Raw genomic sequence first — 24,911 nt, 5'->3', positions numbered from 1 at the left:
CGCGCGGTCTGTAAAAGTTGCCTGATTGTAAACGCCCGGCGGCGCGTCTGCACGCCGCCGGGCCGGGGAGAGGCCGCCTTTGGTCAGGCGGTCTGAGCGTGGTTGCCGAAGTAGAGGAATTCGCGGTCCATCCCGGCGATTTCACCAGCCTCCAGCGACAGGCTGGCGCTGTCGAGCATGCGGTAGCTTTGCTGGGCGGTGACCCATTCGTCGGCATTCTGCAGCGTGGTAAGCGTGTAGCTGGTGGTCTCGCTGAGGTAATGCGTCGGGATGATCACCTTTGGCTTGAGCCGCGAGACAATGTCATTGCCCTGCTTGTAGTCCAGAATGTGCTGCGAGCCGTCCACGGGCAGGGTCAGAACATCCACCTGACCGATGGCATCCCAGAACTCCTGCGGTGGATTGTGCCGGTTGTCGCCCCAGATCAGCGTACGGATGCCGCCGGTCTCCACGAGGTAGACGACCATGTCCATGTGGCTGACGTTATCGGGGGGGCAGGCGTTGACGCCGAATTCATCGAGCGCATTCGTCCAGTTGTACCAGCCCGGCGCACGGCAAACGTGTTTGTCGGCAAAGCCGGTGATTTTGATATCCGCAAACTCAAAATTGCCAACCATGCGGTCGAGGACCATGGTCGATATTGGGCGGTGGATCGCGTCGTGGTCAAAATGGGTATGCGTGGACAGGCAGATGTCCACCGGCGTTTCCGGGAATTCATTTTTGAACCAGAGCCCCCATGCGCCCGAGGGATCATCCCGCCAGGGGTCAAACATCAGCGTCGCACCACCGGGTGAGGTGATTTTGATCGCACAATGGCCGTAGAAATCGATGCCCACGGCACCGGCTACGGATGAACCGGTGGTTTTCTGCAGTTCGATCACGCCGTTGTTGTTGCCGGGCTGGGTCCAGTCGGTCGACTGTGCCTTGGCGCTTGTGGTGCTGAGCAGGCTTGCGGCACCACCTACGCCTGCGGCACCGGCGGCCATGAAAAAGGAACGGCGCGAGAGGCCGGGGGCAAGGTCATCGGTTGTTCCGTTGATCAGTGTGGGCGTCAGATTGAGGTCTTCTTTGTCCATGTTTTTCATCCCTGTAGGTCGTGGATCTGACCGAAGTGTCAGATATGGGGATGTTAACAACGCCTGGTTGAAGGTGTGGCATTAGAAAAACCGGGGGAAAACATGGGGTCCTTCCCATTGTTTTGTCCCGGGCTTTGTCACGGGGTCAGCGCATGGACAGCAGAAGGCTGCGCAGGTTCCGGCCGCTGTTGCGCAGCCCCAGTTTCGCGCGGATGTTATTGCGGTGAAATTCCACCGTGCTGTGGCCGCGTGAGAGCGTGCGCGCAATGTCTTTGGTGGAATGCCCGCGCATGATCATCTGGGCTACTTCGCGTTCAGCGGGCGTCAGTTTTTCCATGGTTGTCATCAGCTGGCCACTGACGCTGGTGGTGATGGCGTTGAGCTGCTCTTCGATCATGTCGAGACTGGCGGTGCCCACCGGGTCATCGCCCAGCCGGATGCGCAGGCGGGACATATGCGGCAGCACCAGGCCCTTGATCTGGCGCAGCAGTTTCAGGTCGTATTCCTCGCGGGCCTTTTCCAGGCTGCCCAGCAGTACGCGCAGGGCGGTGTTGGCCTCTTCGAGATCAGCGGTGCGGCGCGTGACCCGTTGTTCCAGCTCGTCCAGCGTGGTCTGCAGCTCCGCCTCCAGTGCCGTGCGCCGGGAGATTTCGGTAAAGAGTTCCAGATCGGATTCGATCACGCCTGCGAATTCCTTCAGGCCCTCGCGGAACAGAGTGGCCCGCCGGTTGCACCGTGAATCAAGCACGCAGATTGTTCCGAAGACCGCGCCATCGGGCCATTTCAGCGGGTAGCCGATGTAAAAGGACATCCCGTGTTCCATGTCGTCGTTATCCGCCCAGTCCGGATCACAGGTGGCGTCCTCGACAAAGAGTTCCCCGTCGTTCTGCAGCACGCCGTAGCAGTAGAGTTTTTCGTTCAGGGTGAAACGGCAGCCGACCTGGTAGGGGTTGTTTTCGCTCTGGCTGGTGACGAATACCGAATGATGCGGCGCATCGGTGCGCATCACGAGACTGGCGGGCACCTCAGCCACCCGCGCAATCAGGTCAACGATGCGCTGCCATTTCTCGACGGTTTTCTGTGGTATCTGCGGTTTCAACGATGTCCTTCAGACCGGCACCCCCGGTGCGGGGAAGCATAGGGCCGCCACGCCCCTGCGGGCAAGCCGGTTTGGCGCCGGGCGCTGCGGCGCTGTCAGCGCAGCAGCGCCCGGGCGTCCTCCGCTGACAGGGGCGCCGGCCTTTCGCAGGTTGTGGTCATTTCGAGGCAGCTGCGCGTCTGAGCGGACTGCAGGATTTTGTTCATGACCTCGACCACATGGGTCGCAAGCTCAAGGCTGCAGCGGTGCGGTCTGTCCTCATGAATGGCAGCGGCCATGTCCGCCAGCCCGGCACAGCGGTAATTGGCGCGCGGAATGTTGCCGCCATGGGTCTCATTGGGAACAGAGAAAGGGTGGTCGTCGTGGTCCAGCGTTTCGGTATCAGCCCCCTGGCCGGTGATCAGGACATTGCCGCCAAAGAAGTTCGGGTCGGGCACATAAAGCGAGCCCGTGGTGCCGTAAAGTTCCATGTTCTCATGGCGGTGTGCCCAGACATCCCAGCTTGCACCAAAGGTGATCACAGCCCCGTTCTGAAACTCCAGCACGGCGTGGATGTTGGTGGGCGTGTCGACGGGGATTTCCACGCCCTCGCGCGGGCCGTTGCCGATGACGCGGGTGGCAAAGCTGGTGGAGGCCATGGCGGTCACGGCGCTGACCGGGCCTGCCAGCTGCACCAGGTTTGAGATGTAGTAGGGGCCCAGATCGAGGATCGGCCCGCCGCCGGGCTGAAAGAAGAAATCCGGGTTCGGGTGCCAGGCCTCCATGCCGTGGGACATCACATGACAGGTGCCGCCGACAACCTGACCCACCTGTCCGGCGTCGAGCGCTGCCCGCGCGGTCTGATGCGCGCCGCCCAGAAAGGTGTCCGGCGCAGAGCCCACCCGCAGGCCTTTTTCAGCGGCGAGTTGCCGAAGCGTTTCACCCTCTTCGAGCGTCAGCACGAAGGGTTTTTCCGAATAGGCGTGTTTGCCGTGCTCCAGGATCTGCTTTGTCACGGCGAAATGGGCGTTCGGCACGGTCAGGTTGATGATGAGGTCGATGTCCTCTGCGGCCAGAAGGCCCTCGACTGTTTCGGCGCGGACGCCGAATTCCTGCGCACGGGCCTCTGCGGCGTCCGGGTTAAGATCCGCAACCGCCCGGATGTCCAGATGCCTGAACTGCCCCGCGAGCCTCAGGTAGGCGGCCGAGATAATGCCGCAGCCGATAATACCCACACCGAATTCCTGCATGATATTTCCCTCAGAATGCCTGAACGCTCGCGAGAGACCGCGACGCCATACGTTTGTGGTCGTTCGGATTGTCGTGCTCGATCACGTAACGTGACACGCCCGCCGCATCCATTTCCGCCTTGATCGCGGGCCAGTCCATGATGCCGAAACCGACATCGGCCCAGCCGTCCTCGTCCGTGTTTTCGCCGCTCTGCGCCACGTCCTTGACGTGAACGGCAGCCAGGCGTCCGGCGAAGCGACGCACCCAGGCCACCGGGTCTTCGCCCGCGACATGTACCCAGGCGAGATCCAGCTCGATCTGGATGTCGTCGGAGGCCGCCGCAATCAGATCAAGGGGCATGTGGCCGTCGACGGGGACCATTTCAAAGTCATGGTTGTGCCAGGCAAAGCCGAGGCCTGCCGCGCGCACCGGTTTGCCGGCCGCCGCAACACGTGCGCCGAATGCTTTCCAGCCATCAACGGTGTCGGGGCGGTTTTCAGCGGCCAGATAGGGGATGATCACCGTTTCGATGCCGATGGTCTGCGCGATGCTGATCACCTTTTCCGGGTCAGCCTCTACCAGGTCGAGTGCGAAATGCGCGGTTGGCATGGTCATGCCGTGTGCATCCAGCAAAGCACGGGTCCGGGCCGGATCCTCAAAGTAGGGGCCGAAGCCCTCAACCTCTTTGACGCCCAGATCTGCGAGCATGGCGAAGGTTTCCGCCACATCCCAGTTGCGCGAGGAGTAGAGCTGATAAGAAATGGCAGCCATGTGCTGTCCTCCTGAATGGTGCCGGCGCGGGGCCGGTTGGGTGAAAGGCTGCTGACGTGTCAGAGCCTCAGTTCGGTTTTGGTGTCAAAAAGCGAGGCCCGTGACGGATCAACGCCGATCGTGATGGTTTCGCCCATGCTGACCCGGGCCTGACCTTCCATGCGGACACGGAAGGGGTGACCCGCAACGTCGCAGTCGACCAGCGTGTCGGACCCGGTGGGCTCAATCAGGCTGACGGTCACCTGGGTCTGCCAGGGCGTATTGCCCACCAGCTCGCCGGTCACAATGTGCTCGGGCCGGATGCCAAGTGTGGCGGGGCCGTCGGTCACTGGCCCGGAGAATTCATACGCGGACAGCGGCACGGACAACCCGCCCACCTCAAAATGACTGCCCCGGATTGTGCCTTCGAGGAAATTCATCGACGGCGACCCGATAAAACCCGCCACATAACGGTTCACGGGCCGGCAGTAGATTTCCTCGGGCGAGGCCAGTTGCATGATCTGCCCGTCGCGCATGATTGCGATCCGGTCGGCCAGTGTCATCGCCTCGATCTGGTCATGGGTGACGTAGATCATTGTGTTGCCGAGATTCTGGTGCAGCCGCTTGATCTCGACGCGCAGATCCGCGCGCAGCTTGGCATCCAGGTTCGACAGCGGCTCATCAAAAAGAAAGACATCCACATCGCGCACCAGCGCGCGGCCGATGGCGACCCGCTGGCGCTGGCCACCTGACAGGGCTGCCGGTTTGCGTTTGAGCAGCGGCTCGATCTGGAGGATTTCCGAGGCCCTTTTGACCCGCTTTCTGATCTCGTCTTTGGGCAGTTTTGCGTTCTTCAGACCAAAGGTCAGATTTCCTTCGACCGTCATCTGCGGGTAAAGCGCGTAGGACTGGAAAACCATGCCTATGCCCCGTTCAGAGGGCTCCGCCCATGTTACGTTCTGGCCGTTGATAAAGAGCTGTCCGGCGGTCACATCCAGCAGACCGGCGATGCAGTTTAGTAGTGTTGATTTCCCGCAGCCTGACGAGCCCAGAAGCACCAGGAACTCGCCCTTGCTGATTTCCAGGTTCAGGTCCTGCAGCACTTTGACAGCGCCGAAGGCCAGATCGAGGTTTTTGATTTCCACTGAGTTGGTCATGTGGCGTTACCCTTTGACAGCGCCAGCAGCGATGCCGCGGACGAAGAGTTTTCCGGAGACGAAGTAGATGGTCAGCGGCACGAGACCGGTGATGATGGTCGCGGCCATATTGACGTTGTATTCCTTCACGCCCTGGCTTGAGTTGACGATGTTATTGAGCTGCACGGTCATCGGATAGGCATCCGGGCCGGTGTAGACCACGCCGAACAGGAAATCGTTCCAGATACCGGTGATCTGCAGGATGACCGCCACGGTGAAGATCGGCACCGACATGGGCAGCATGATGCGGAAGTAGATACCCCAGAACCCGGCGCCATCCACGCGGGCGGCTTTGAAGAGTTCTTCGGGCAGCGAGGTGAAATAGTTCCGGAAGAGCAGCGTCAGAATGGGCATGCCAAAGATGGTGTGCACGATCACGAGGCCCGTGAGTGATCCGTAAAGCCCAACCTCGCGCAGCATGATCACGATGGGGTAGAGCATGATCTGATAGGGGATAAAGGCCCCGAAAATCAGCACGGTGAAGAAGGCATTGGCCCCCCTGAACCGCCAGTTCGCCAGCGCGTAGCCGTTGACCGAGGCAATGATAATCGACAGCAGCACCGAGGGAATGGTGATTTTCACGGAGTTCCAGAAGCCGGCGCTCAGACCCTCGCAGCTCAGGCCGGTGCAGGCCTCGGACCAGGCTTTGACCCAGGGTTCGAAGGTCACTTCGAGCGGCGGGGCAAAGATATTGCCGACGCGGATTTCGGGCATGCCTTTCAGCGAGGTGACGATCATGATGTAGAGCGGCAGCGCATAATAGGCGGCCACCACAAAGAGCGTGCCATACAGAAAAATGTTGCGGCGCGACAGGGCGCGGGTGGGTTTCGGGCCCTGCGGACCTTCGAGCACGGGTCTGGAGAGATCAGCCATGTTTCCTGCCTCCGCCGAATTCGAGGATGGCCCAGGGGATGACCACCAGCGCCACGGTCACGAGCATCATCGTGGACGCGGCAAAGCCCTGGCCGAGATTGTTGGCGCCGAACATCATGTCGTAGACGTATTTGGCGGGCACCTCTGTGGCGATGCCGGGCCCGCCGCTGGTCTGTGCGACGATCAGGTCGTAGAGTTTGACGATGCCGGTCACGGTCAGCACGAGCGTTGTCACAAACACCGGGCGCATCATCGGGATGACCACAAAGATATAGGTTTTCCAGGAGGGAATGCCGTCCACGCGCGCGGCTTTCCAGACCTCCTGGTCGATACCGCGCAGGCCTGCCAGCATCAGGACCATCACCAGGCCGCTGCCCTGCCACAGCCCCGCGATCAGTACCCCAAAGATGGCAATCTGGGCGTTGTAGAGCGGATCGAAGTTAAAGCTTTCCCAGCCCATGCCGCGCACGATGCTCTCGACGCCGAACTCGGGGTTCAGGATCCATTGCCAGACCAGCCCCGTGACCACAAAGCTGAGCGCATAGGGGTAGAGGATGACGGTGCGGATTGTATTCTCAAAGCGGATTTTCTGGTCGATCAGGGCGGCGAGCACAAAGCCGATCACAAAGACCAGCACCAGCATGCAGACCCCGTAAATGGCCAGGTTTTCAATGGCGACCAGCCATTTCTTGGTGCTCCACAGCCGTTCGTACTGGTCAAAGCCCACCCACTTGAGGCGCGGGAGCAGACCGGAACCGGTGAAGCTGTAGACTATGGTCCAGGCTGTGCCGCCGACGAAGACAAAAAGGGCTGTCACGATCATCGGGATCGAGGCGATTTTTGCGTTCAGATTGCGGAACAGCCGGTTCGGGCGCTGTGAAGCCATCGGCCCTCTCCCATCGGCTGTAAAACTGTCTGCGGACACGCCCCACCGGCACGCCCGCAGACGGGGGTAGGATCAGTCGGCCCGGTCGATGATTTTGACAAACTCGGCCTGAGCGTCCTCGGGCGTCATCGACGCATCAGCAAAGAACTCTGTGAAGAGCGTCTTGAGCTGTTCGTTTGTATCGGGCGTGACCAGCTGGTTGACGTCCGGCAGCAGCGCACCGGCCTTCAGCAGGTCGAGGCCTTTGGCCATGCAGTCATTGGCCGCATCCAGATTCACGTCGCCGCGTACCGGCAGGGAGCCCTTTTTGAGGTTGAAAGCCACCTGTGTTTCCGGGCTGAGCATCAGCCGCGCCAGTTCCGTCTGAGCCGCGATCTGATCTTCGTCCGAGAGCACGGGGAAATAGAAGGCATCACCGCCTGTGGACAGGCGCGGGTTCATGCCCAGACCGGGCAGACAGCTGTAATCCTCACCTGCGGTGACCTGCGCTACGGCCATTTCGCCCTGCGCCCAGTCGCCCATGATCTGACCACCGGCATCGCCCTTGATCACCATCGCAGTGGCATCATTCCAGTTCTGCACGTTGGAGTTGGCGGCCATGCTGCGCGCATCATCGGCAGCTTTGAACACGCTGGCGACTTCGGGGCCACCGGCCACGGCAGTGTCCTTGTCGCCGTAAACTTTAGTGTAAATTTCGCTCGGCAGCAGGCTTGCAATCAGCACGCTGAAGGCACCGGCCTGTTGCCAGCCCTGCTGCCCCATTGCCATCGGGATTTTGCCTGCCGCCTCGAGCGCATCTGCTGAGCCTACAAATTCGGTCCAGTTGGTCGGCACGGGCACGCCCGCGTCCTCATAGGCTTTGTGGCTGACCCACAGCCACTGCCAGGAGTGGATGTTCACAGGGGCGCAGTAAATGCGGCCGTCCACGGTGCAGGACGCCAGCAGGGACGGCGGGTTCACCAGCTCTGTCCAGCCTTCGGCCTCGGCAATGTCCGTGATATCGCGCAGCAGGCCTGCCTCGATCAGCTCCTCGGCCTGACGACCATGGTTGAACTGAAACGCGCCCATCGGGTCGCCGCCGACGATCCGGCTGACCATGACCGGGCGCGCATTGTCGCCACCGGCGATGGCCGCATCGACCCATGTGTTGCCGGATGCGTTGAACGCATTGGCAATCTCTGTCACCGCGGCGGCTTCCCCGCCGGATGTCCACCAGTGCATGACTTCCAGCTCTGTTGCTGATGCGCCGGATGCGGCGACAATTGCCGTCGCTGCAAGCAGTTTCGATATCCGTTTCATAGACCATCCTCCCAAGGCTATAACGTTATAGTAAAAATCTATATCGTTATAGAAAATCCTTGCAAGCATTTTTTTGGGACCTTTATAGTTGTGGAACGCGACCGGAAAGTTTCGTGCCTGCACGGGGTGCAGAGCGGATTGCTTCGGGCTAAAGTCCGGTCAGCGGGGGGAACTGATGAAACGCAGCACACGTGAAGCTGGCCTGTTGAGCGCCGAAGAGATGATGGCTCTTGTGCAGCCGGGCGAGCGGCCGACACTTAAAACCATATCACGTATCAGTGGCTTGGCCGTGGCCACGGTGTCGCGCGCGCTGGGCGACGCGCCTGACATCGGGCAGGAGACCAAAGAGCTGGTGCGCCGTATCGCGACAGGCATCGGCTATGTGCCGAACCGTGCCGGTGTCCGCCTCAGAACGGGGCGCACGAATGTCATCACGCTGGTGGTTCCGGCCGAAGTTGATGTGATCAACAATACGTCGAAACTGACCAATTCCATCGCACAGGAGCTCCGTGGCACCCGGTTTCATCTGAATGTGCTGCCCTGGTTTCCGGATGAGGATTCGCTGCGCTCGATCCGCTATATCGTCGAGACACGCTCCGCGGATGCGGTGATTTTCAACATGACCGAACCGGAGGACCCACGTGTGGAATATCTGCTGCAGCAGGGGTTCCCCTTTGCCACGCATGGCCGGACAAAATGGTGCGACCGGCATGCCTATTACGACTATGACAACAACGCTTTCATGGGGGTGGCACTGAAGCGGCTGGCAGCGCGCAACCGGCGCAACGTGCATGCGATCCTGCCACCCACGAACCAGAACTACGCCCAGGACATGATACGCGGGCTGCGCGACCATGGCCGGGATCTGGATATCAGCTACCGGATTGCTGAGAACGTGGACAGCGACCGGCCCTCTGATGAGATCCGCCACTGGATCAGGCAGCGGTTGTCCCGGTCGCCCGAGGTGGATGCGATCATCTGTACGTCATCGCGCACCGCCATTGCCGCGATTGTCGCCATTGAAGAGCAGGGCAGACGTCTGGGCCAGGACATCGACGTGCTGTCCAAAGAGGTGGTGCCGATCCTCAGGATGTTCCGACAGGACATTATGGTTGAGTTCGAGGACGTCAGCGACGCCGGGCGCTTTCTGGCAAAAGCGGTGATGCAGCAGCTGCTGAAACCGGGCGAAAAACCGATGCAGTTTCTGAACAACCCGGTGGAAAGCGCCGACTGACGCGGCGCTTTTTGCGGGCGGACGGTCACACGAGACGTGATATTTCCTTGGCTGCGCGCACAAAGTCGCGGAACAGCGGATGCGGATCAAAGGGTTTGGATTTCAGTTCCGGGTGGAACTGGACGCCGATGAACCAGGGGTGATCCGGCCATTCAATGATCTCGGGCAGTTTGCCATCGGGTGACATGCCGGAGAACACCAGGCCCGCCTCTTCGAGCTTGTCGCGGTATTTGATGTCGACCTCATAGCGGTGGCGGTGCCGCTCGTCGATGGTGGTGGAGCCGTAGACTTCGGCAACTTTCGAGCCTTCGCTGAGCACCGCATCATAAGCGCCCAGACGCATGGTGCCGCCCTTGTCGTCACCGACCTTGCGGCTGACCTTGGCGTTGCCCTGGACCCATTCCTTGAGGTGATAAACCACCGGCTCAAAACGCTTTTTACCTGCTTCGTGGTCGAATTCCTCGGAGCCTGCGGATTTGATGTCGGCCACGTTGCGCGCGGCCTCGATCACGGCCATCTGCATGCCTAGGCAGATGCCCAGGTAGGGGACGTTGTTTTCACGGGCATATTGTGCGGCTTTGATCTTGCCTTCGGTCCCGCGCTCGCCGAACCCGCCCGGCACGAGAATGGCGTGGAACCCTTCGAGGTGCGGGGCCACATCATCGGCGGTGTCGAAAATCTCCGCATCGACCCATTCGACCCGCACCTTCACGCGGTTGGCCATGCCGCCGTGGGTCAGCGCCTCGGCGATGGATTTATAGGCGTCTTCAAGCTGCGTGTATTTGCCGACAATGGCCACGCGCACCTCGCCTTCGGGGTTGTGCACCCGGTCCGAGACATCGTGCCAGACCGTCATATCAGGTTTTGGCGCGGGCGAGATATCAAAGGCGTCCAGCACCGCTTGGTCGAGCCCCTGTTCGTGATAGGCCAGCGGCGCGTCATAGATCGTTTTGAGGTCATAGGCGGCAACAACGGCCTCTTTGCGCACATTGCAGAAGAGGGCGATTTTTTCGCGTTCCTTTTCCGGGATCGGCTGTTCCGAGCGGCAGACCAGAATATCGGGCGCGATCCCGATCGACTGCAGTTCCTTGACGGAGTGCTGCGTGGGTTTGGTTTTCAGCTCGCCCGAGGCCGCCAGCCAGGGCAGCAGCGTCAGATGCATAAAGATGCACTGGCCGCGCGGTTTGTCATGGCTGTACTGGCGAATGGCCTCAAAGAAGGGCAGGCCTTCGATGTCGCCTACGGTGCCGCCGATCTCGCAGAGCATGAAATCGACCTCGTCACCGCCCACATCAAGAAAGGATTTGATCTCATTTGTGACGTGCGGGACGACCTGGATCGTTTTGCCCAGATAATCGCCGCGCCGTTCTTTTTCGAGCACGTTGGAATAGATGCGGCCGGAGGAGACCGAATCCGTCATACGCGCGGGTACGCCGGTGAACCGTTCATAATGCCCGAGATCCAGGTCGGTTTCGGCACCATCATCGGTCACGAAAACCTCACCGTGCTCGAAGGGTGACATGGTGCCGGGGTCGACGTTCAGATAGGGATCGAGCTTGCGCAGACGAACCGAGAAGCCACGGGCCTGGAGCAGCGCACCGAGTGCCGCGGAGGCCAGACCCTTGCCAAGGCTGGAGACCACACCGCCGGTGATAAAGATGTAACGCGCCATGTAACGATGCTCCCGTGCGTCTGTTGAGGCCTGTCTGAAAAGGCCCGGATCAGCCATGAATCTTCACAGCACCACGGGACTTAAGTGTATCAGGATTCGCGCGGCAATGGCAAGGCGAACCGCAACATCATGTTGCGAATTCCGGCCATGCCGCAAAGTGTAGTTAAATCAGGTTAATCGAGGGTCGGAACCAGCGGAGCGTTGTCACCCGGCGCCGGTGGCAGCAGATCATCGCCTTCGGGCGCTGCAGGCGCGCTGTTGTCCGCCGAGGGGGGCGCTGCCACGCCAAGCCGGTCAACAACCGACGATCCGGTCGCATTCTCAGCGGCGAAGATGGTCAGCGTGATCGACGTGCAGATAAAGGCGATGGCCAGCACCCAGGTCACTTTGCCAAGCGCGGTTGCCGCAGCCCGCCCGGAGACGGCGCCGCCGCCACCGCCGCCCATACCGAGCCCACCACCTTCGGAGCGCTGCAGCAGCACCACCGCAATGAGCGCGAGCGCAAGAATAAGGTGGACGATCAGGACGACGTTTTCCATTGAGACCTGCAGATTTCGAATTAGCCTGCGCGCTATCTAGGCAAGTTTGCCCCGCGCCGCAAGGGAGGATCGGCCTGCGCTGACGCTTTCCCGGACACCGAAAACCGCCGCACGGAGGCGACGGTCTGGCGAAGCGGTGCTCACATGCGCGCAACTAAGAGGGTTATCCTGGAACTGAGGCGCAGCAGACTCACTTCTTGATCTGAGTATACCACAAAAGTGCCCGTTCAGGTTGCAGAAAATATCACGCAACTGTGGGGGGTTCCGCGCTGGACATGGGCAGAGGGCCGGGCAATGATGCCGCCATGCCCCACGATCACCATGACCACCCGCACGACCGTCTGCCCTCTGATCCTGCGCTGCGCGTGCGCGCGCTTGAGACGCTTCTGACGCAGAAAGGGCTGATTGATCCTGCGGCCCTGGACGAAATCATCGACACCTATGAGAACCGGATCGGCCCGCGAAATGGCGCCCGGGTCGTGGCGCGTGCCTGGACGGACGCGGATTTCCGCGCGGCCCTGCTGGAGGATGCAACGCCCGTTGTGGCGGAGATGGGTTTCTATGGCCGGCAGGGTGAACACATGGTGGCGGTGGAAAACACCGATGAGACACACAACATGGTCGTGTGCACGCTGTGCAGCTGCTATCCGTGGCCGCTGCTGGGTATTCCGCCGACCTGGTACAAATCTGACGCCTACCGAGCACGCGCCGTGCGCGAGCCGCGTAAAGTTCTGGCCGAATTTGGCGTAACGCTGCCCGAGGATACCGCCGTGCGCATCTGGGATTCTACTGCGGAAGTCAGGTACCTTGTGATCCCGCAGCGCCCGACCGGCACCGATGGCATGAGCGAGGACGACCTGATGGCGCTGGTGACGCGGGACAGCATGATCGGCACCGGTCTGGCGGTGACCCCGTGACCCGCCCGCATGATATGGGCGGCCGTTTTGGTGACGGCCCGGTGATCCCGGAAGCGGAAGGCGAGGTTTTTCACGAAGACTGGCACGCCCGCGCCCTGGCGGTGACGCTGGCCTGTGGCGCGCTGGGCAAATGGAACATCGATGTCTCCCGCCATGCACGCGAATGTCTGGCGCCCACGGATTACGCGCGGTTTTCCTATTACGAGAAATGGATGGCGGGCCTTGCGGATCTCCTGGCCGACACCGGCGTTGTCAGCGCCGAAGAGCTGGCAGGGGGGGCTGCCACAGAAAGCCCGCTTGCACACAAAGCGATGAAGGCGGATGCGGTTCCCGGCGTTCTGGCCGCCGGTGGACCGGCGGACCGGCCCAGCGATATCGCGCCGGTTTTTTGCCCCGGAGATGCAGTTGTGACGCGCGGTATCGCTGCCAACACGCTGGTCGATGGCGGGCACACGCGCCTGCCGGTCTATGCCGCCGGCGCGCGGGGCCGGATTGTGCGGTATCACGGCACGCATATCCTGCCGGACAGTTCTGCCCACAGACTGGGCGACGCGGCAGAGCCGCTTTATGCGGTGGCCTTTCCGGCATCCGAGCTCTGGGCGCATCCGGAGCATCCGCGCGATGAGGTCGTGCTGGACCTCTGGCAGAGCTATCTGACGGCTGTGCCATGACCCGCCCCGAGCCGGTCTTTTCCGAACCCTGGCACGCGCAGATTTTTGCACTGACCGTGCATCTGAATGAAGCGGGGCATTTTGCCTGGGCCGACTGGGCGGCGGCCTTCGGCGCCACGCTGAAACGCCACGGGCTGTCGCGGGAACTGGACGGTGGCGCGGATTATTTCGATGCCTGGCTGGAAACGCTGGAAGCCTTTCTGGGGGAGCGCGGGATGGCCGGTGCGGCGGAACTGCAGAAGATGAAAGCCGCCTGGGAGGCCGCCTATCTGCGCACGCCTCATGGTGCGCCGGTGCGGCTTTAAAGCATCAGGCGAAGCCCCTGGTTTTCGGAGCGCTGCCTGAACCCACAGGTTTCAATGCATTCCGTGCTGAACCGGGTTTCCGGTATGCTGTCAGAGGCTATCGTCCGGGCGCGCAGGGCGGGAGGTCAGCCCGGCCTTTTGCAGAAACCGCCTGAAACTGCCACGGGCTGGCATTAGCGGCAGGCGCAGTTTCGGGCGTCCTGCCTGGCGGTCAAATTCATGCATGTCGATGACACGCTCGGCGCAGCCGCAGCCTTCGCCCAGGCCCACTTTGGCGTAGTAGAACTTCTGGAAATCTTCGGGGCGGTCGGTTCTGCGTGTCATGCCGCACAGTCTGCCACGGTCTGCGTCATTCGTCCACGTCGTCCATATCCGCCTGGCCGGAAAGCGCGCGGCGCACGTGGCTCCAGCTCAGGCCGATACCCAGCACCAGCGACAGTGCTGCAAGCCCCAGCCAGACGTTTAGCCCCGGTTTATCCAGATCAACCAATCCCAGATCGCGTAGCACCCAGACGGAAGCCGCAAAGATAGCAAGAACCAGTGTCATCCCAAGACCACCGATCGAACGCAGCGTGGCGCGCAGATAGATGATGTAGCCCACTGTCAGCAGCAGACCGGCCAGCACCGCGACCGAGAGATTCTGGCCGCCATAATCCTGTACCCAGCGGATATAATTGTATTGCGTCGGGTTGAAAGTCGCGGCCAGCAGGATGAGCGCGCAGAGCCAGCGGGTCAGAAATCCCATCAAATCCATATCTTAACGCTGCCTCTCTTGCCTCTGCGGAAATATCCGCGGACCGGGTCAAAAAGTCCATGGCACACCGGCGGCGGGCCAGGTATACCGGCGCCGGTTTAACCCGGATGAAAAGGACCCGCCATGGCCAATGTTGTCGTTGTCGGCGCCCAGTGGGGCGATGAGGGAAAAGGCAAAATCGTTGACTGGCTCAGCGAACGTGCGGATGTGATCGCGCGGTTTCAGGGCGGGCACAACGCGGGCCATACCCTGGTGATCGACGGCAAGGTTTATAAACTGAACGCGCTGCCGTCGGGTGTGGTGCGGGGCGGGAAGCTGTCTGTCATCGGCAACGGCGTGGTGCTGGACCCGTGGCATCTGCTGGGCGAGATCGACACGATCCGGGGGCAGGGTGTCGATATCACGCCTGAGACGCTGATGATTGCCGAGAACACGCCGCTTATCCTGCCAATCCACGGCGAGCTGGACCGGGCGCGCGAAGAAGCCGCCAGCAAGGGCACCAAGATCGGCACAACCGGGCGCGGCATCGGCCCGGCCTATGAGGACAAAGTGGGCCGCCGGTCGGTGCGGGTGGCGGACCTTGCAGACCCTGCCACACTGGAGGCGCGCGTGGACCGCGCGTTGCAGCATCACGACCCGCTGCGCCGCGGCCTGGGCATTGAGCCCGTGGACCGCGACGCGCTGCTTGCGCAGCTGAGCGAAGTGGCACCCGAAATTCTGAAATACGCTGCACCTGTCTGGAAGGTGCTGAACGAAAAGAGAAAAGCCGGCCGGCGTATCCTGTTCGAAGGGGCGCAGGGCGCGCTGCTCGACATCGATTTCGGCACCTATCCGTTTGTGACCTCGTCCAATGTAATCGCGGGACAGGCGGCCACGGGTGTGGGCATCGGTCCGGGGTCAATCGACTATGTGCTGGGCATCGTGAAGGCCTATACAACCCGCGTGGGCGAGGGGCCGTTCCCGTCGGAGCTTGATGATGCAGACGGGCAGCGCCTCGGCGAACGGGGCCACGAATTTGGCACGGTCACAGGCCGTAAGCGTCGTTGCGGCTGGTTTGATGCGGTGCTGGTCCGCCAGACCTGTGCGACATCCGGCGTGAACGGGATTGCCCTGACCAAGCTCGACGTGCTCGACGGGTTTGAGACGCTGAAAATCTGTGTGGGCTATGAACTGGACGGGAACCGGGTGGATTATCTGCCCACGGCCGCCGATCATCAGGCACGCTGCACCCCCGTCTATGAAGAGATGCCCGGCTGGTCAGAGAGCACCGAGGGCGCGCGCAGTTGGGCTGACCTGCCGGCCAATGCGATCAAATACGTGCGCCGCGTGGAAGAGTTGATCGACTGTCCGGTCGCTCTACTTTCTACCTCGCCGGAGCGGGATGATACGATTCTCGTCACGGATCCCTTCTCTGACTGAGGTGTGACATGACGTACAAGACCCGCCGGCGGCTGTCGCTGCTGATCCTGCTGATCGGGCTGCCGCTCTATATTATTCTCGCGGTGTCTCTGGTGAGCCTGATGGACCGGCCCTCCATTCTGGTGGAGCTTCTGATCTATGTGGGTCTGGGCGTGCTGTGGGCGATTCCGCTGCGGGCGGTGTTCCGCGGGATCGGGCAGGCGGATCCGGACGGGCCGGACGGCGGCGCCTGACGCAAAACGGCGGGCCGGGGCCCGCCGCTTCACTCCGGGGTCATAAGGTATCTGGTTCAGCCTGCGGCGCGTTCGTCCGGGCGGTACCCGATCGCTTCTGAGGCGGCAAAGCGGCCGCCCTGCATTTTTTCGATTTTACCGGCGCGCAGAAGCTGGCCAAAGCTGCGCAGACCGTCCTCGCGGGTGCAGTCGCCCCCCTCGGCCTGGCGCACACGTGTCATCAGCTGCGGGCGCGAGAACTGCTCCTGGCCCTCGACAAACGCCATGTAGGCTGCGGCTGCTTCGAGCAGCTCTGGCAGTTTCGTGGCACCCACTTCTTCGGCAAAGGCTGCAAAGCCGGTGTCAGACGCCATGTCGGCATCATCAGCGAAAGCTGCGGCAACGCGGCGCGGTGCCACTGGTGCCGCCGGTGTTTCATCATCGCTGATGCGCTGTTCTGCGACCAGTTTCAGAGGTGCGGTCTGCGATGTCTCGGGCCGGTCCGTGCGTGTCGGTCCGTCCGCAACCGGGCGGCGCGGTTTGACCACTTCGGCCAGATCGCTGCGGTAAGCATCCGCGGCGGCGCGGCCCTTCTCTTCGTCCGCATCCATGGATTTGTCTGCAAACCGGGCGGCAACAGCGGCGCGCAGGTGCGCAAACGCGCTGCGGCGTGTTGCCCCCTCGGGTTCTTCCATCTGATGATCCGCTTCGGCCATCAGACGCGATACATCTACGCCTGCATCCTCGCCGATGTCCGGCAGCGTGTCCCGGGCGGCCGGCCGGTCAGCGATGCTTTCGCCGGCCTCCTCTGCGTCCGCGTCAAGAGTCTCCAGCGCACCGCTTTCCAGCGCGGCGTCCAGCTCCTCGGTGCTGACTTTCATCACACGGGCAGTGACCGGGGCGTTGCTATCCTCCCCACCAGCGGCTTCCGGTTCTCCGGCGTCGTCTGCTGCGTCCGCGACTACCGCTCCGTCGTCGTGGATGAACGCGTCCGGCGTGTCGAAGAGCTCCTCGACCACCTCCGTCTCAGCGTCGTCCCGTGCGAAGAGGTTTTCGTCTTTGTCTGTGCTGAATTCTGTCTCATCTGTTCTGACATCCTCCATTTCCCCGACGTGAATGATTTCCTCCGCCTGAGCCAGGTCTTCAAAACCGGCCTCTGCTGAGTGCTCAGGTTCAGTTTGCTCAGATGAACCGGTCTCCGGCTCCATTTCTGCGTCTTCGTCGGCCAGATCCCCGGCTTCGATGCGCTGAAGCATCGCTGAGAGGTCATCTTCATCTTCGCCGGTGTCTGCGGTCACGTCCTCTGTGGCATCGGAAAGATCGGCTGAAACCTCATCTGCGGCAAATGCGTCGTGGATCCCAGCGGCCGCGGCCGTGAGAGTGTCAGTTTCGTCCTGGTCTGTTACGCCTTCGAATTCTTCGTCAGCGCTGGAAAAATCCGGCATGGGCGTGCCAGCAAATTCGACAGGCGGCGGCGCACTGTCGGCGATTTCCTCCTCGTAGTCCACGTCAACATCCGCATCGGCATCGTCATGCCGCGAGACCACGGCACGGATGCGGGCGAGCCGGTCTGCAATGCTCTCGGAGCGCGCCATGCCTGTGTCTTCGGCCAGCGGGACGTCTTTGGCGGCACTTTCTGTGTCTGGTGTTACAAACCCGGGCATTTCCACTTCCGTGGGTGCATTTGCATCGGCATCAAAGAAGGTGTCGTCGACTGCAGGGCTGTCCGCAAAGAAAGCCGCAGCATCTTCGGCCACCTCAACCGGTGCAGCAGGAAAGGTTTCAGCCGGTGCCGGTTCGGCGGTGGGCTCTGTGGGGGCGTCGAATGCCATATCGAGAGGGGCGGGCGTTTCATGCGCTTCCGCAACCGCGACTTCCGCTGTTTCTGCGGCAACGGGCGGAACCCATGCTTCCTCCGGGGCCACCATTGCGGGGTCAACCGCGGCTTCTGTGGCGATGGGTTCCGGTGCCCATGCGGCAGGCTGTGGGGCGGGCGTTTCGGTGGGTGCGATGTCTGCAGGTGCCGGCTCCGGCTCGGGCATAACCTGCGGGGCGGCTGCCGCTGCAGTTGCCGCAGCTGCTGCAGGTGCAACCGGTGCGTCATTGTTTTCGGGTGCAGCAGCCGGGCCATCCCCGTCCTGCGCCTTCAGCATGATCCTGCCGTCCTGTTCACGTGCTTCGACGCGGCGCGATACTTCGCGTTCGGCGATCCGTGCCAGCAGTTCGGCATCAGGTTGCGGAGGTTCAGCGCCAAAGTACCGGTCATCGGCGGCTAGATCGCGGAAGTACTCCGCGATCGCTTTCATGGTATCAAAACTGTCGTCAAAACCTTCAAGGGTGCAGGAAAATGTGCCGTATGAAACTGTAAGTATCTTGTTATTATTCATCATGGGATGCTCGTCCTCAGTGATTATCAACAAGATATTTACCATGATGGCGGATGCCAAACCGGTGCGAATCTGTGATCATTTCCGTATCATTTCGTGGCGACATTGTGTCTTACTTCTGTGAAGGGCGTTAAGCTTTCGTGAAAAACTGCATCTTTTTCAGCGATCTACCGCTTATCCTCGTGGGCGGTGGACAGGTCGGGCGCACAGACTTTAGCACAGCACAGACTGTGGCAAAGCATTGTGTTGCAGCCGATGGTGGTGCTGCAGCCGCTCTGGCTGCAGGCATGATGCCGGAGGCCGTGATCGGTGATCTGGATTCCGTTCCTGCCGCAACGCTGGAGCAGATACCGCGCGACAGGATTCACCACATCGCCGAGCAGGACAGTACCGATTTCGACAAGGCTCTGCGCAACATCGACGCCCCGCTCATTCTGGCCATCGGGTTCTGCGGCGGGCGGATCGATCATCAGCTGGCGGTTTTCCATACACTGACAGTGCGCTGCGACAGCCCGGTCATTGTTATCGGTGAAGAGGACATCGTCTTTCTGTGTCCGCCCCGTCTGAACCTGGACACAGACGCGGGTCTTCGGGTGTCACTGTTCCCGATGGGGTCCGTGACAGGCCGCTCGGAAGGACTGCAGTGGCCGATTGACGGTCTGCAGTTTGCGCCGGGTCTGAGATCCGGTACATCAAACCGGGCGACGGGCCCGGTCAGGCTGGAAACGGATGATCCGTTCATGCTGTGTCTTTTGCCCCGGGAGGCGCTGGGCATGGTCGCGGCAGCGCTTCTCAGGCCTGAACAGCAGCGCGCGCGCTGGCCCGCTCGCGCAGAACGATATAAAGACCTGCCGCCATCGTTATGACGATACCGGTTGTTGCCATCGGGTTGGGCAGATCGCCGAAGACGATGAACCCGATGACCGTGGCAAAGGGAATTTCCAGATACTGCATCGGCGCCAGTGTGGCAGAGGGCGCATAGCGCAGCGACCAGGTCATCAGCAGGTGCGCCGCGGTGCCCAGAAGGCCGATGCTCAGCAACAGCGTCCAGTCCATGGAGGAAACAGCGATCAGCTGAAGCTGGTCGAGGCTGCTGCCCTGAAAGAGCGCGAAAACCGGGATCATAATCAGTACCGCAATGACGCCGCTCACGGCCTGAAGGCCGATGGGATCGGTCTGTTTCGCAATCTGCCGCGTGACCAGCATGAAAAACGCAAAATTCAGCGCCACGCCAACCGGCAGAAGCGCGGGCCATCCCACCGCGGCAAAACTGGGCTGCACAACCAGAAGGGTACCAACGAATCCCACCGCGCAGGCTGCAATACGGCGGCTGCCGACCTCTTCACCCAGCGCGTAATGGCCCAGGATCAGCATGATGAAGGGCATGACAAATGCGATGGCTATTGCGTCGGCCAGGGGCAGATATTTGAGTGCGGTGACCATCATGCCGATGCCTGCAATGTGCAGCACAGTACGCAAAACAGTCAGCGAAAACACACGCCCGTTCATTTTCCACGCCCTGCCGGTCAGCCAGACAAGCGGCACGAGCACCACCGCCTGGACGGCAAAACGGACGATCACAAGCTGACCCACGGGTACGGTCTGGCCAAGTATCTTCGCGACCGCGTCCCCGACAGGTGCGAGAATGCAGAAACCAAGCATCAGCATGATGCCAAGCAGGGGACGGTCCATGGACATTGGCGGACGTTACGGCGCGCCCGTGGCTATTGCAAGCAAAGGTTGAGGTATTTTGAACGGGCATTCAGTGGTGCCCGTTCTGTCAGCAGTTGGGGATATTCACGGCCAGCCCGCCCAGCGAGGTTTCCTTGTACTTCTCGGACATATCCGCCCCGGTCTGGCGCATGGTTTCAATACAGGCGTCGAGCGGCACAAGGTGCGTGCCGTCCCCGCGCAGTGCGAGGGACGCCGCTGAAACGGCCTTGATCGCGCCGAGGCCATTGCGTTCGATACAGGGCACCTGCACGAGACCCTTGACGGGATCGCAGGTCATGCCGAGGTGATGTTCGAGTGCAATTTCCGCCGCGTTTTCCACCTGCTGCGGTGTGCCGCCCATCACGGCGCACAGCCCGGCGGCCGCCATGGCCGCAGCGGAGCCCACTTCGGCCTGGCAACCGGCCTCGGCCCCCGAGATCGAGGCATTGTATTTGACCAGCCCGCCGATTGCCGCCGCAGTCAGAAGGAAGTCCTCGACGTGGGCCTCCGAAGCGCCAGGCACATGGTCGAGATAGTATTTCAGCGTGGCGGGCAGCACTCCTGCCGCGCCATTGGTCGGGGCGGTCACCACCTGACCCCCGGCGGCGTTCTCTTCGTTCACGGCCATCGCGTAAACGCTCATCCAGTCGTTGATCGTATGCGGGGCGGTCAGGTTCATACCGCGTTCTTCCAGCAGCTTGTCATGGATGCCCTTGGCGCGGCGTCTGACATTCAGACCACCGGGAAGCGTGCCCTCGTTGGTCAGGCCCCGTTCGATGCAGTCGTTCATCACCTGCCAGAGGCGTGCAGTGCCGCTGCGCAGATTTTCGTGGCCGACGCGGCTGTCTTCGTTGGCGCGTTTCATCTGGGCAATGGTTTTGCCTGACGCTGTGGACATTTCCAGCATTTCGGCTGCGGATTTGAAAGGAAACGGAACAGGCGCGCCGTCGTCTGTGTCTTTACCGGCGGCCAGTTCGGCCTCTGTCATCACAAACCCGCCGCCGATGGAATAAAACGTTTCGCGCAGTGTCACGTCGCCCTGCGCGTCCGTGGCCATCAGGATCATACCATTGGCATGCCCGGGCAGCGGGTTGTCATAGTCAAAGATCAGATCATTGGCCGGGGCAAACCGCATTGGCTGCAGGCCCGCAGGTTCGATCATGCCTGTTGCACGGATTTCCGTCAGGACGGCTTCGGCTTTGTCTGCATCATAGGTGTCAGGCACAAATCCAGCGAGGCCAAGGATCGTCGCGCGGTCTGTTGCGTGGCCAACACCTGTGAAGGCGAGACTGCCATGAAGCGACGCGCGCAGCCCGTGAAACACGAAAGGAGAGGCGCGCATCATGTCGAGGAAGCGCGCTGCAGCCATCATGGGCCCCATGGTGTGAGAGGAAGACGGGCCGATGCCCACCTTGAACATATCGAAAACGGACAGGAACATCTAAAGAGCACTTCCTTCGGGTGGTTCCGGCGCACAGGGCGCGGTGAACGGCGTGGGCCCCAAGCCTTCGGCGGCCTGCGCTGCGCGGGTGCTGTCTCGGTCTTCGAGGTGCGACGCCATGGTGTGCAGGGCAGGGAATCGTGTGAGATCAAACCAGCTGCGGTCAAAATCGCGCGGGTAAAGCGCGCACCACCGCAGCATGGCGCAGGTGTACCAGTCGAGGATGTCCGGTTCATGGCCCGCAGGCATCGCATCATTCAGCAGGGTCAGGTGGCGATTGATCGCTGTGCAGGAGTATTGCCTCAGGCGGGCCTGATCTTCAGGGTCGTGTCCGACATAAACGTGAGCATAGAAAAGCCGGCGCAGTTCGGCATGCAGGGTGTTGGACGCAAAAAACAACCAGCGCAGCCGCGCCCCCCGTGCGGCGCCGTCCGGGGCGGGAAACAGAGCCCCATGGCGGTCGGCCAGCCAGAGCAGGATAGCAGCGGTTTCAGAGACGATACCTTCGGGCGTTTCCAGCGCGGGGATAAGACCCGTGGGGTTGACCGCGAGATATTCAGGCGCGCGCTGGGCGCCTGCGGCACGGTCGACAAGACGTGTCTCATAGGCCGTTCCCAGTTCCTCAAGCACAAGACGGACCGGCAGCGAAGCGTTATCGGGCGCGTAGTGGAGGAGATAAGGTGAAGCCATACCGGGGAAATAGTGCATATCGGTACGGGGGCGCGACGGAAAACGACGCCGGGTGACAGAAAAGCGCAGCGGACGGAGCGCGGGCCCGCATCCGCGCTGCCGGCGGCCACAAATGAGGCCTCGCGCCGCCTGCACTTGTTTCCTATAAGGCCGGGGACTGCCAGTTACAGGAACCTGCGAAATGCCCTCTGACCTCTCCCCGATCGACAAAGCGAAGTTCATTTCCGCAAAGCGTGCTGCCCAATACGTTGAAAGCGGCATGAAAGTGGGGCTGGGGACCGGTTCGACAGCGGCCTGGCTGGTCAAATGTCTGGGCGAGATGGTCCGGGATGAAGGGCTGAAGATCAAGGGCGTTCCGACATCCACCCGTACCGCAGAGCTGGCCCGCGAGGTGGGTATCGAGGTGGTGACCCTGGACGAGGCCCGGTGGCTGGACCTGACCATTGACGGTGCTGACGAGTTTGACAGCGAGCTGAACCTGATCAAGGGCGGCGGCGGCGCGCTGCTGCAGGAAAAGATTGTGGCCACAGCGTCAGATCAGATGATCGTCATCGCGGATGCAGGCAAAAAGGTCGACACGCTGGGGGCATTCCCGCTGCCCATCGAAGTAATCCCCTTTGGTCTGCAGACCACGCAGGCGCTGGTCGAAGAGACCCTGGTGTCGATGGATGTGCTGGGCCGGTCAACGGCGCTGCGCATGAATGGTGATACGCCCTTTGTGACGGACGAGGGCAACCACATCCTTGATCTGCACCTCAAACGGATCGGCAACGCGCGCCAGCTGGCGCTGGTCCTGAACCAGATGCCTGGCGTGGTCGAGAACGGGCTCTTTATTGATATCTGCGACCGTGTCATCATCGGCTTTGGTGACGGGCGGGTTGAGATCCACGACATCGCCGAAGGCCGTGTGGACGCAGAACAGCTGGATCTCGCAGAGGGCGACAATCTTTTCTCGGACCTGTCTGACTGAGCCGATCACAGTTCGGTGACCTGGCTTGCACGCAGGCCACCGGCACTGCAGATCAGCAACCCGACACAGCAATGCAAAACAGCGTCCCGGAACGGCGCAATACCTGAAAGGCCCCCGATATGAGCGAATTTGACTATGATCTTTTTGTCATCGGTGGCGGATCAGGCGGTGTACGTGCCGCACGGGTTGCCGCAGGCGAGGCGGGTGCAAAGGTAGCGCTGGCAGAAGATGACCGTTACGGCGGCACCTGTGTCATCCGCGGCTGCGTGCCGAAAAAGCTGATGGTTTTCGCTTCGGAATATGCCGACGTTGTGGATGATGCGCGCTCTTATGGCTGGGACCTGCAGCAGGGGCCTTTTGACTGGTCGTCGTTTCAGGGCCGCCTGAACGAGGAGCTGAACCGGCTGGAGCAGGTTTACCGCAATCTGCTGGCAGGTTCCGGCGTGGAAACCTTTGATGCGCGGGCAAAGATTGCGGGCCCGCATGAAGTTGAACTGTCGACCGGCGAGAAAAAGACCGCGAAACATATTCTCGTGGCAACCGGCGGGCATCCGGTGCGGCCTGAAATACCCAATGCGCAGCTTGGCATTGTCTCGGATGACATCTTTCACCTGAAAGAACTGCCGAAATCTATCCTGATCGTGGGCGGTGGTTACATCGCCTGTGAATTCGCGGGGATCATGAATGGCCTCGGCGTGAAGGTGACGCAGTATTACCGTGGTGCGCAGATCCTGCGGGGCTTTGACGATGAGGCGCGCGGACTGGTAGCCGAATCCATGCGCGAGAAAGGGATCGATCTTAAGGTCGGCACAAATATCGTGGAAATGGCCCCGGCGGATGCGGATCATTCCCTGTCGGGCGCCGGCACGCCCAGCGACGCGGCAATGGGTGGCATGGCGCGTGAACTGGCCGAAACAGCGCACACCCGCGAGGCGGGTGAAACCTCCGGACCTGTCTGGGTCAAATCCACCAACGGCAGCGAGGAAGTCTTTGACGTGGTGCTGTTTGCCACCGGTCGGGACCCGAATACCCATGACATGGGTCTTGAGGAAGCGGGCGTGAAGCTGGGCCGCCGGGGCGAAATCATCGTCGACGAATACAGCCAGACCGCTGTGCCGTCGATCTATGCCATTGGCGATGTGACCGACCGGGTGAACCTGACGCCGGTTGCGATCCGCGAGGGCATGGCCTTTGTGAACACGGTTTTCCAAGGTGAACCCACGGCGGTGGATCACGAGCTGATTCCATCTGCCATCTTCACGCAGCCCGAAATGGGCACGGTTGGCATGAGCGAAGAGGCCGCACGCGATCAGGAACCGGTCGAAGTTTACTGCACGTCTTTCCGGCCGATGCAGACGGCTTTTGCCGGCCGGCCGGACCGCGTGCTGATGAAACTCATTGTCTCCAAGGCCACCAGAAAGGTGCTGGGCTGCCATATCGTGGCGCCAAATGCGGGTGAAATGATCCAGCTGGCAGGGATCGCGGTAAAGATGGGCGCGACCAAGGAAGACTTCGACCGGACGGTTGCGGTTCACCCCACAATGTCCGAAGAGATCGTGACAATGCGGAACCCGATGCGCACGGCTTGAATTCCGCGCG

25 protein-coding genes are annotated in these 24,911 nt (G+C 61.4%); 9 read left to right on the top strand and 16 right to left on the bottom strand.

The genetic code is table 11. The features are described from left to right. Nucleotides 1-83 precede the first annotated feature (83 nt). From AB4K19_RS12660 to AB4K19_RS12625, 8 genes are all read right to left on the bottom strand, one after another. Nucleotides 84-1,076: an MBL fold metallo-hydrolase gene (locus AB4K19_RS12660; protein WP_375228707.1), complete on the bottom strand. Its 993-nt coding sequence runs from the start codon at nt 1,074-1,076 to the stop codon at nt 84-86. 145 nt (nt 1,077-1,221) lie between these two features. Beyond that, nucleotides 1,222-2,175 (bottom strand): LuxR C-terminal-related transcriptional regulator, encoded by a 954-nt coding sequence (locus tag AB4K19_RS12655; protein WP_375228706.1) that lies wholly within the window; start codon nt 2,173-2,175, stop codon nt 1,222-1,224. Nucleotides 2,176-2,270: 95 nt separating this feature from the next. After that, nucleotides 2,271-3,404: a Gfo/Idh/MocA family protein gene (locus AB4K19_RS12650; protein WP_436397808.1), complete on the bottom strand. Its 1,134-nt coding sequence runs from the start codon at nt 3,402-3,404 to the stop codon at nt 2,271-2,273. Between the two features lie 10 nt (nt 3,405-3,414). Continuing rightward, on the bottom strand, nt 3,415-4,155 hold the full coding sequence (locus AB4K19_RS12645) for a sugar phosphate isomerase/epimerase family protein (RefSeq protein ID WP_375228704.1): 741 nt from the start codon (nt 4,153-4,155) through the stop codon (nt 3,415-3,417). 59 nt (nt 4,156-4,214) lie between these two features. After that, a complete protein-coding gene (locus AB4K19_RS12640) occupies nt 4,215-5,291 on the bottom strand; it encodes an ABC transporter ATP-binding protein (protein WP_375228703.1) in 1,077 nt (358 codons plus the stop codon). A 6-nt stretch (nt 5,292-5,297) separates the two neighbouring features. Continuing rightward, nucleotides 5,298-6,203, bottom strand: a complete 906-nt coding sequence (locus AB4K19_RS12635) for a carbohydrate ABC transporter permease (protein WP_375228702.1) — start codon at nt 6,201-6,203, stop codon at nt 5,298-5,300. Further along, on the bottom strand, nt 6,196-7,089 hold the full coding sequence (locus AB4K19_RS12630; RefSeq protein WP_375228701.1) for a carbohydrate ABC transporter permease: 894 nt from the start codon (nt 7,087-7,089) through the stop codon (nt 6,196-6,198). The genes AB4K19_RS12635 and AB4K19_RS12630 overlap by 8 nt, the downstream gene beginning before the upstream one ends. Nucleotides 7,090-7,161: 72 nt before the next feature. After that, on the bottom strand, nt 7,162-8,388 hold the full coding sequence (locus tag AB4K19_RS12625) for an ABC transporter substrate-binding protein (RefSeq protein WP_375228700.1): 1,227 nt from the start codon (nt 8,386-8,388) through the stop codon (nt 7,162-7,164). A gap of 175 nt (nt 8,389-8,563) precedes the next feature. Here AB4K19_RS12625 and AB4K19_RS12620 point away from each other — a divergent pair, with 175 nt between their 5' ends. Beyond that, nucleotides 8,564-9,622, top strand: coding sequence for a LacI family transcriptional regulator (locus AB4K19_RS12620; RefSeq protein ID WP_375228699.1), 1,059 nt, complete (start codon nt 8,564-8,566; stop codon nt 9,620-9,622). 25 nt (nt 9,623-9,647) lie between these two features. Here AB4K19_RS12620 and AB4K19_RS12615 read toward each other — a convergent pair whose 3' ends face one another. Then, nucleotides 9,648-11,294 (bottom strand): CTP synthase, encoded by a 1,647-nt coding sequence (locus tag AB4K19_RS12615; protein WP_436397803.1) that lies wholly within the window; start codon nt 11,292-11,294, stop codon nt 9,648-9,650. A gap of 173 nt (nt 11,295-11,467) precedes the next feature. Continuing rightward, nucleotides 11,468-11,833 (bottom strand): preprotein translocase subunit SecG, encoded by a 366-nt coding sequence (gene secG, locus AB4K19_RS12610; protein ID WP_436397801.1) that lies wholly within the window; start codon nt 11,831-11,833, stop codon nt 11,468-11,470. 305 nt (nt 11,834-12,138) lie between these two features. Here secG and nthA point away from each other — a divergent pair, with 305 nt between their 5' ends. The 3 genes from nthA to AB4K19_RS12595 are packed head-to-tail and all read left to right on the top strand — an operon-like array spanning nt 12,139 to nt 13,726. After that, complete coding sequence (gene nthA, locus AB4K19_RS12605) at nt 12,139-12,750, top strand: nitrile hydratase subunit alpha (protein ID WP_375228698.1); 612 nt, start codon at nt 12,139-12,141, stop codon at nt 12,748-12,750. After that, entirely contained in the window at nt 12,747-13,421 is a 675-nt protein-coding gene (gene nthB, locus AB4K19_RS12600) for a nitrile hydratase subunit beta (RefSeq protein WP_436397799.1), read from the top strand. The genes nthA and nthB overlap by 4 nt, the downstream gene beginning before the upstream one ends. Beyond that, nucleotides 13,418-13,726, top strand: coding sequence for a nitrile hydratase accessory protein (locus AB4K19_RS12595; protein ID WP_375228697.1), 309 nt, complete (start codon nt 13,418-13,420; stop codon nt 13,724-13,726). Before nthB ends, AB4K19_RS12595 begins: the two co-directional genes overlap by 4 nt. A 90-nt stretch (nt 13,727-13,816) precedes the next feature. On the opposite strand, the gene AB4K19_RS12590 is transcribed toward AB4K19_RS12595, so the two are convergent. Both AB4K19_RS12590 and AB4K19_RS12585 read right to left on the bottom strand, forming a co-directional pair. Continuing rightward, nucleotides 13,817-14,050 carry a hypothetical protein gene (locus tag AB4K19_RS12590; protein WP_375228696.1) on the bottom strand — a complete coding sequence of 78 codons (234 nt, stop codon included), beginning with the start codon at nt 14,048-14,050 and terminating at the stop codon, nt 13,817-13,819. 25 nt (nt 14,051-14,075) lie between these two features. Next, nucleotides 14,076-14,471, bottom strand: coding sequence for a DUF6524 family protein (locus AB4K19_RS12585; RefSeq protein WP_375230889.1), 396 nt, complete (start codon nt 14,469-14,471; stop codon nt 14,076-14,078). 132 nt (nt 14,472-14,603) lie between these two features. Here AB4K19_RS12585 and AB4K19_RS12580 point away from each other — a divergent pair, with 132 nt between their 5' ends. Both AB4K19_RS12580 and AB4K19_RS12575 read left to right on the top strand, forming a co-directional pair. Further along, nucleotides 14,604-15,899: an adenylosuccinate synthase gene (locus AB4K19_RS12580; protein ID WP_436397795.1), complete on the top strand. Its 1,296-nt coding sequence runs from the start codon at nt 14,604-14,606 to the stop codon at nt 15,897-15,899. 8 nt (nt 15,900-15,907) lie between these two features. Further along, nucleotides 15,908-16,132, top strand: a complete 225-nt coding sequence (locus AB4K19_RS12575; protein WP_375228695.1) for a DUF2842 domain-containing protein — start codon at nt 15,908-15,910, stop codon at nt 16,130-16,132. Nucleotides 16,133-16,188: 56 nt separating this feature from the next. Here the strand turns inward: AB4K19_RS12575 and AB4K19_RS12570 are convergent, their stop codons facing one another. Then, on the bottom strand, nt 16,189-18,501 hold the full coding sequence (locus tag AB4K19_RS12570; protein WP_375228694.1) for a hypothetical protein: 2,313 nt from the start codon (nt 18,499-18,501) through the stop codon (nt 16,189-16,191). A gap of 137 nt (nt 18,502-18,638) precedes the next feature. Here AB4K19_RS12570 and AB4K19_RS12565 point away from each other — a divergent pair, with 137 nt between their 5' ends. Beyond that, on the top strand, nt 18,639-19,364 hold the full coding sequence (locus AB4K19_RS12565; protein ID WP_375228693.1) for a thiamine diphosphokinase: 726 nt from the start codon (nt 18,639-18,641) through the stop codon (nt 19,362-19,364). Here the strand turns inward: AB4K19_RS12565 and AB4K19_RS12560 are convergent. The 3 genes from AB4K19_RS12560 to AB4K19_RS12550 form a co-directional block, all read right to left on the bottom strand. Then, on the bottom strand, nt 19,291-20,196 hold the full coding sequence (locus AB4K19_RS12560) for a DMT family transporter (RefSeq protein WP_436397792.1): 906 nt from the start codon (nt 20,194-20,196) through the stop codon (nt 19,291-19,293). The genes AB4K19_RS12565 and AB4K19_RS12560 overlap by 74 nt on opposite strands. Before the next feature lie 82 nt (nt 20,197-20,278). After that, on the bottom strand, nt 20,279-21,652 hold the full coding sequence (locus tag AB4K19_RS12555) for an L-serine ammonia-lyase (RefSeq protein ID WP_436397791.1): 1,374 nt from the start codon (nt 21,650-21,652) through the stop codon (nt 20,279-20,281). Beyond that, nucleotides 21,653-22,342: a glutathione S-transferase family protein gene (locus AB4K19_RS12550; RefSeq protein WP_436397789.1), complete on the bottom strand. Its 690-nt coding sequence runs from the start codon at nt 22,340-22,342 to the stop codon at nt 21,653-21,655. 181 nt (nt 22,343-22,523) lie between these two features. Here AB4K19_RS12550 and rpiA point away from each other — a divergent pair, with 181 nt between their 5' ends. Then, the gene (rpiA, locus tag AB4K19_RS12545) at nt 22,524-23,312 is read left to right on the top strand and encodes a ribose-5-phosphate isomerase RpiA (RefSeq protein WP_375228689.1); all 789 of its coding nucleotides are present in this window, start codon (nt 22,524-22,526) and stop codon (nt 23,310-23,312) included. Nucleotides 23,313-23,431: 119 nt separating this feature from the next. Beyond that, nucleotides 23,432-24,901: an FAD-dependent oxidoreductase gene (locus AB4K19_RS12540; RefSeq protein ID WP_375228688.1), complete on the top strand. Its 1,470-nt coding sequence runs from the start codon at nt 23,432-23,434 to the stop codon at nt 24,899-24,901. Nucleotides 24,902-24,911: the final 10 nt, after the last annotated feature.

Origin of the sequence: Roseobacter phycocola, from assembly GCF_042055075.2 — a bacterium.
Classification (GTDB): Bacteria; Pseudomonadota; Alphaproteobacteria; order Rhodobacterales; family Rhodobacteraceae; genus Roseobacter.
Note: the sequence above shows the minus strand (reverse complement) of the source record. Positions and strands in the feature narration are given on the sequence as shown.

What these genes read in the sequence shown, in the direction of transcription:
- AB4K19_RS12660 (WP_375228707.1), bottom strand. Translation starts at nt 1,076, where the DNA reads ATGGACAAAGAAGACCTCAATCTGACGCCCACACTGATCAACGGAACA.
- AB4K19_RS12650 (WP_436397808.1), bottom strand. Translation starts at nt 3,404, where the DNA reads ATGCAGGAATTCGGTGTGGGTATTATCGGCTGCGGCATTATCTCGGCC.
- AB4K19_RS12645 (WP_375228704.1), bottom strand. Translation starts at nt 4,155, where the DNA reads ATGGCTGCCATTTCTTATCAGCTCTACTCCTCGCGCAACTGGGATGTG.
- AB4K19_RS12640 (WP_375228703.1), bottom strand. Translation starts at nt 5,291, where the DNA reads ATGACCAACTCAGTGGAAATCAAAAACCTCGATCTGGCCTTCGGCGCT.
- AB4K19_RS12635 (WP_375228702.1), bottom strand. Translation starts at nt 6,203, where the DNA reads ATGGCTGATCTCTCCAGACCCGTGCTCGAAGGTCCGCAGGGCCCGAAA.
- AB4K19_RS12630 (WP_375228701.1), bottom strand. Translation starts at nt 7,089, where the DNA reads ATGGCTTCACAGCGCCCGAACCGGCTGTTCCGCAATCTGAACGCAAAA.
- AB4K19_RS12625 (WP_375228700.1), bottom strand. Translation starts at nt 8,388, where the DNA reads ATGAAACGGATATCGAAACTGCTTGCAGCGACGGCAATTGTCGCCGCA.
- AB4K19_RS12620 (WP_375228699.1), top strand. Translation starts at nt 8,564, where the DNA reads ATGAAACGCAGCACACGTGAAGCTGGCCTGTTGAGCGCCGAAGAGATG.
- AB4K19_RS12615 (WP_436397803.1), bottom strand. Translation starts at nt 11,294, where the DNA reads ATGGCGCGTTACATCTTTATCACCGGCGGTGTGGTCTCCAGCCTTGGC.
- secG (WP_436397801.1), bottom strand. Translation starts at nt 11,833, where the DNA reads ATGGAAAACGTCGTCCTGATCGTCCACCTTATTCTTGCGCTCGCGCTC.
- nthA (WP_375228698.1), top strand. Translation starts at nt 12,139, where the DNA reads ATGCCCCACGATCACCATGACCACCCGCACGACCGTCTGCCCTCTGAT.
- AB4K19_RS12595 (WP_375228697.1), top strand. Translation starts at nt 13,418, where the DNA reads ATGACCCGCCCCGAGCCGGTCTTTTCCGAACCCTGGCACGCGCAGATT.
- AB4K19_RS12590 (WP_375228696.1), bottom strand. Translation starts at nt 14,050, where the DNA reads ATGACACGCAGAACCGACCGCCCCGAAGATTTCCAGAAGTTCTACTAC.
- AB4K19_RS12585 (WP_375230889.1), bottom strand. Translation starts at nt 14,471, where the DNA reads ATGGGATTTCTGACCCGCTGGCTCTGCGCGCTCATCCTGCTGGCCGCG.
- AB4K19_RS12580 (WP_436397795.1), top strand. Translation starts at nt 14,604, where the DNA reads ATGGCCAATGTTGTCGTTGTCGGCGCCCAGTGGGGCGATGAGGGAAAA.
- AB4K19_RS12575 (WP_375228695.1), top strand. Translation starts at nt 15,908, where the DNA reads ATGACGTACAAGACCCGCCGGCGGCTGTCGCTGCTGATCCTGCTGATC.
- AB4K19_RS12570 (WP_375228694.1), bottom strand. Translation starts at nt 18,501, where the DNA reads ATGATGAATAATAACAAGATACTTACAGTTTCATACGGCACATTTTCC.
- AB4K19_RS12560 (WP_436397792.1), bottom strand. Translation starts at nt 20,196, where the DNA reads ATGTCCATGGACCGTCCCCTGCTTGGCATCATGCTGATGCTTGGTTTC.
- AB4K19_RS12555 (WP_436397791.1), bottom strand. Translation starts at nt 21,652, where the DNA reads ATGTTCCTGTCCGTTTTCGATATGTTCAAGGTGGGCATCGGCCCGTCT.
- AB4K19_RS12550 (WP_436397789.1), bottom strand. Translation starts at nt 22,342, where the DNA reads ATGGCTTCACCTTATCTCCTCCACTACGCGCCCGATAACGCTTCGCTG.
- rpiA (WP_375228689.1), top strand. Translation starts at nt 22,524, where the DNA reads ATGCCCTCTGACCTCTCCCCGATCGACAAAGCGAAGTTCATTTCCGCA.
- AB4K19_RS12540 (WP_375228688.1), top strand. Translation starts at nt 23,432, where the DNA reads ATGAGCGAATTTGACTATGATCTTTTTGTCATCGGTGGCGGATCAGGC.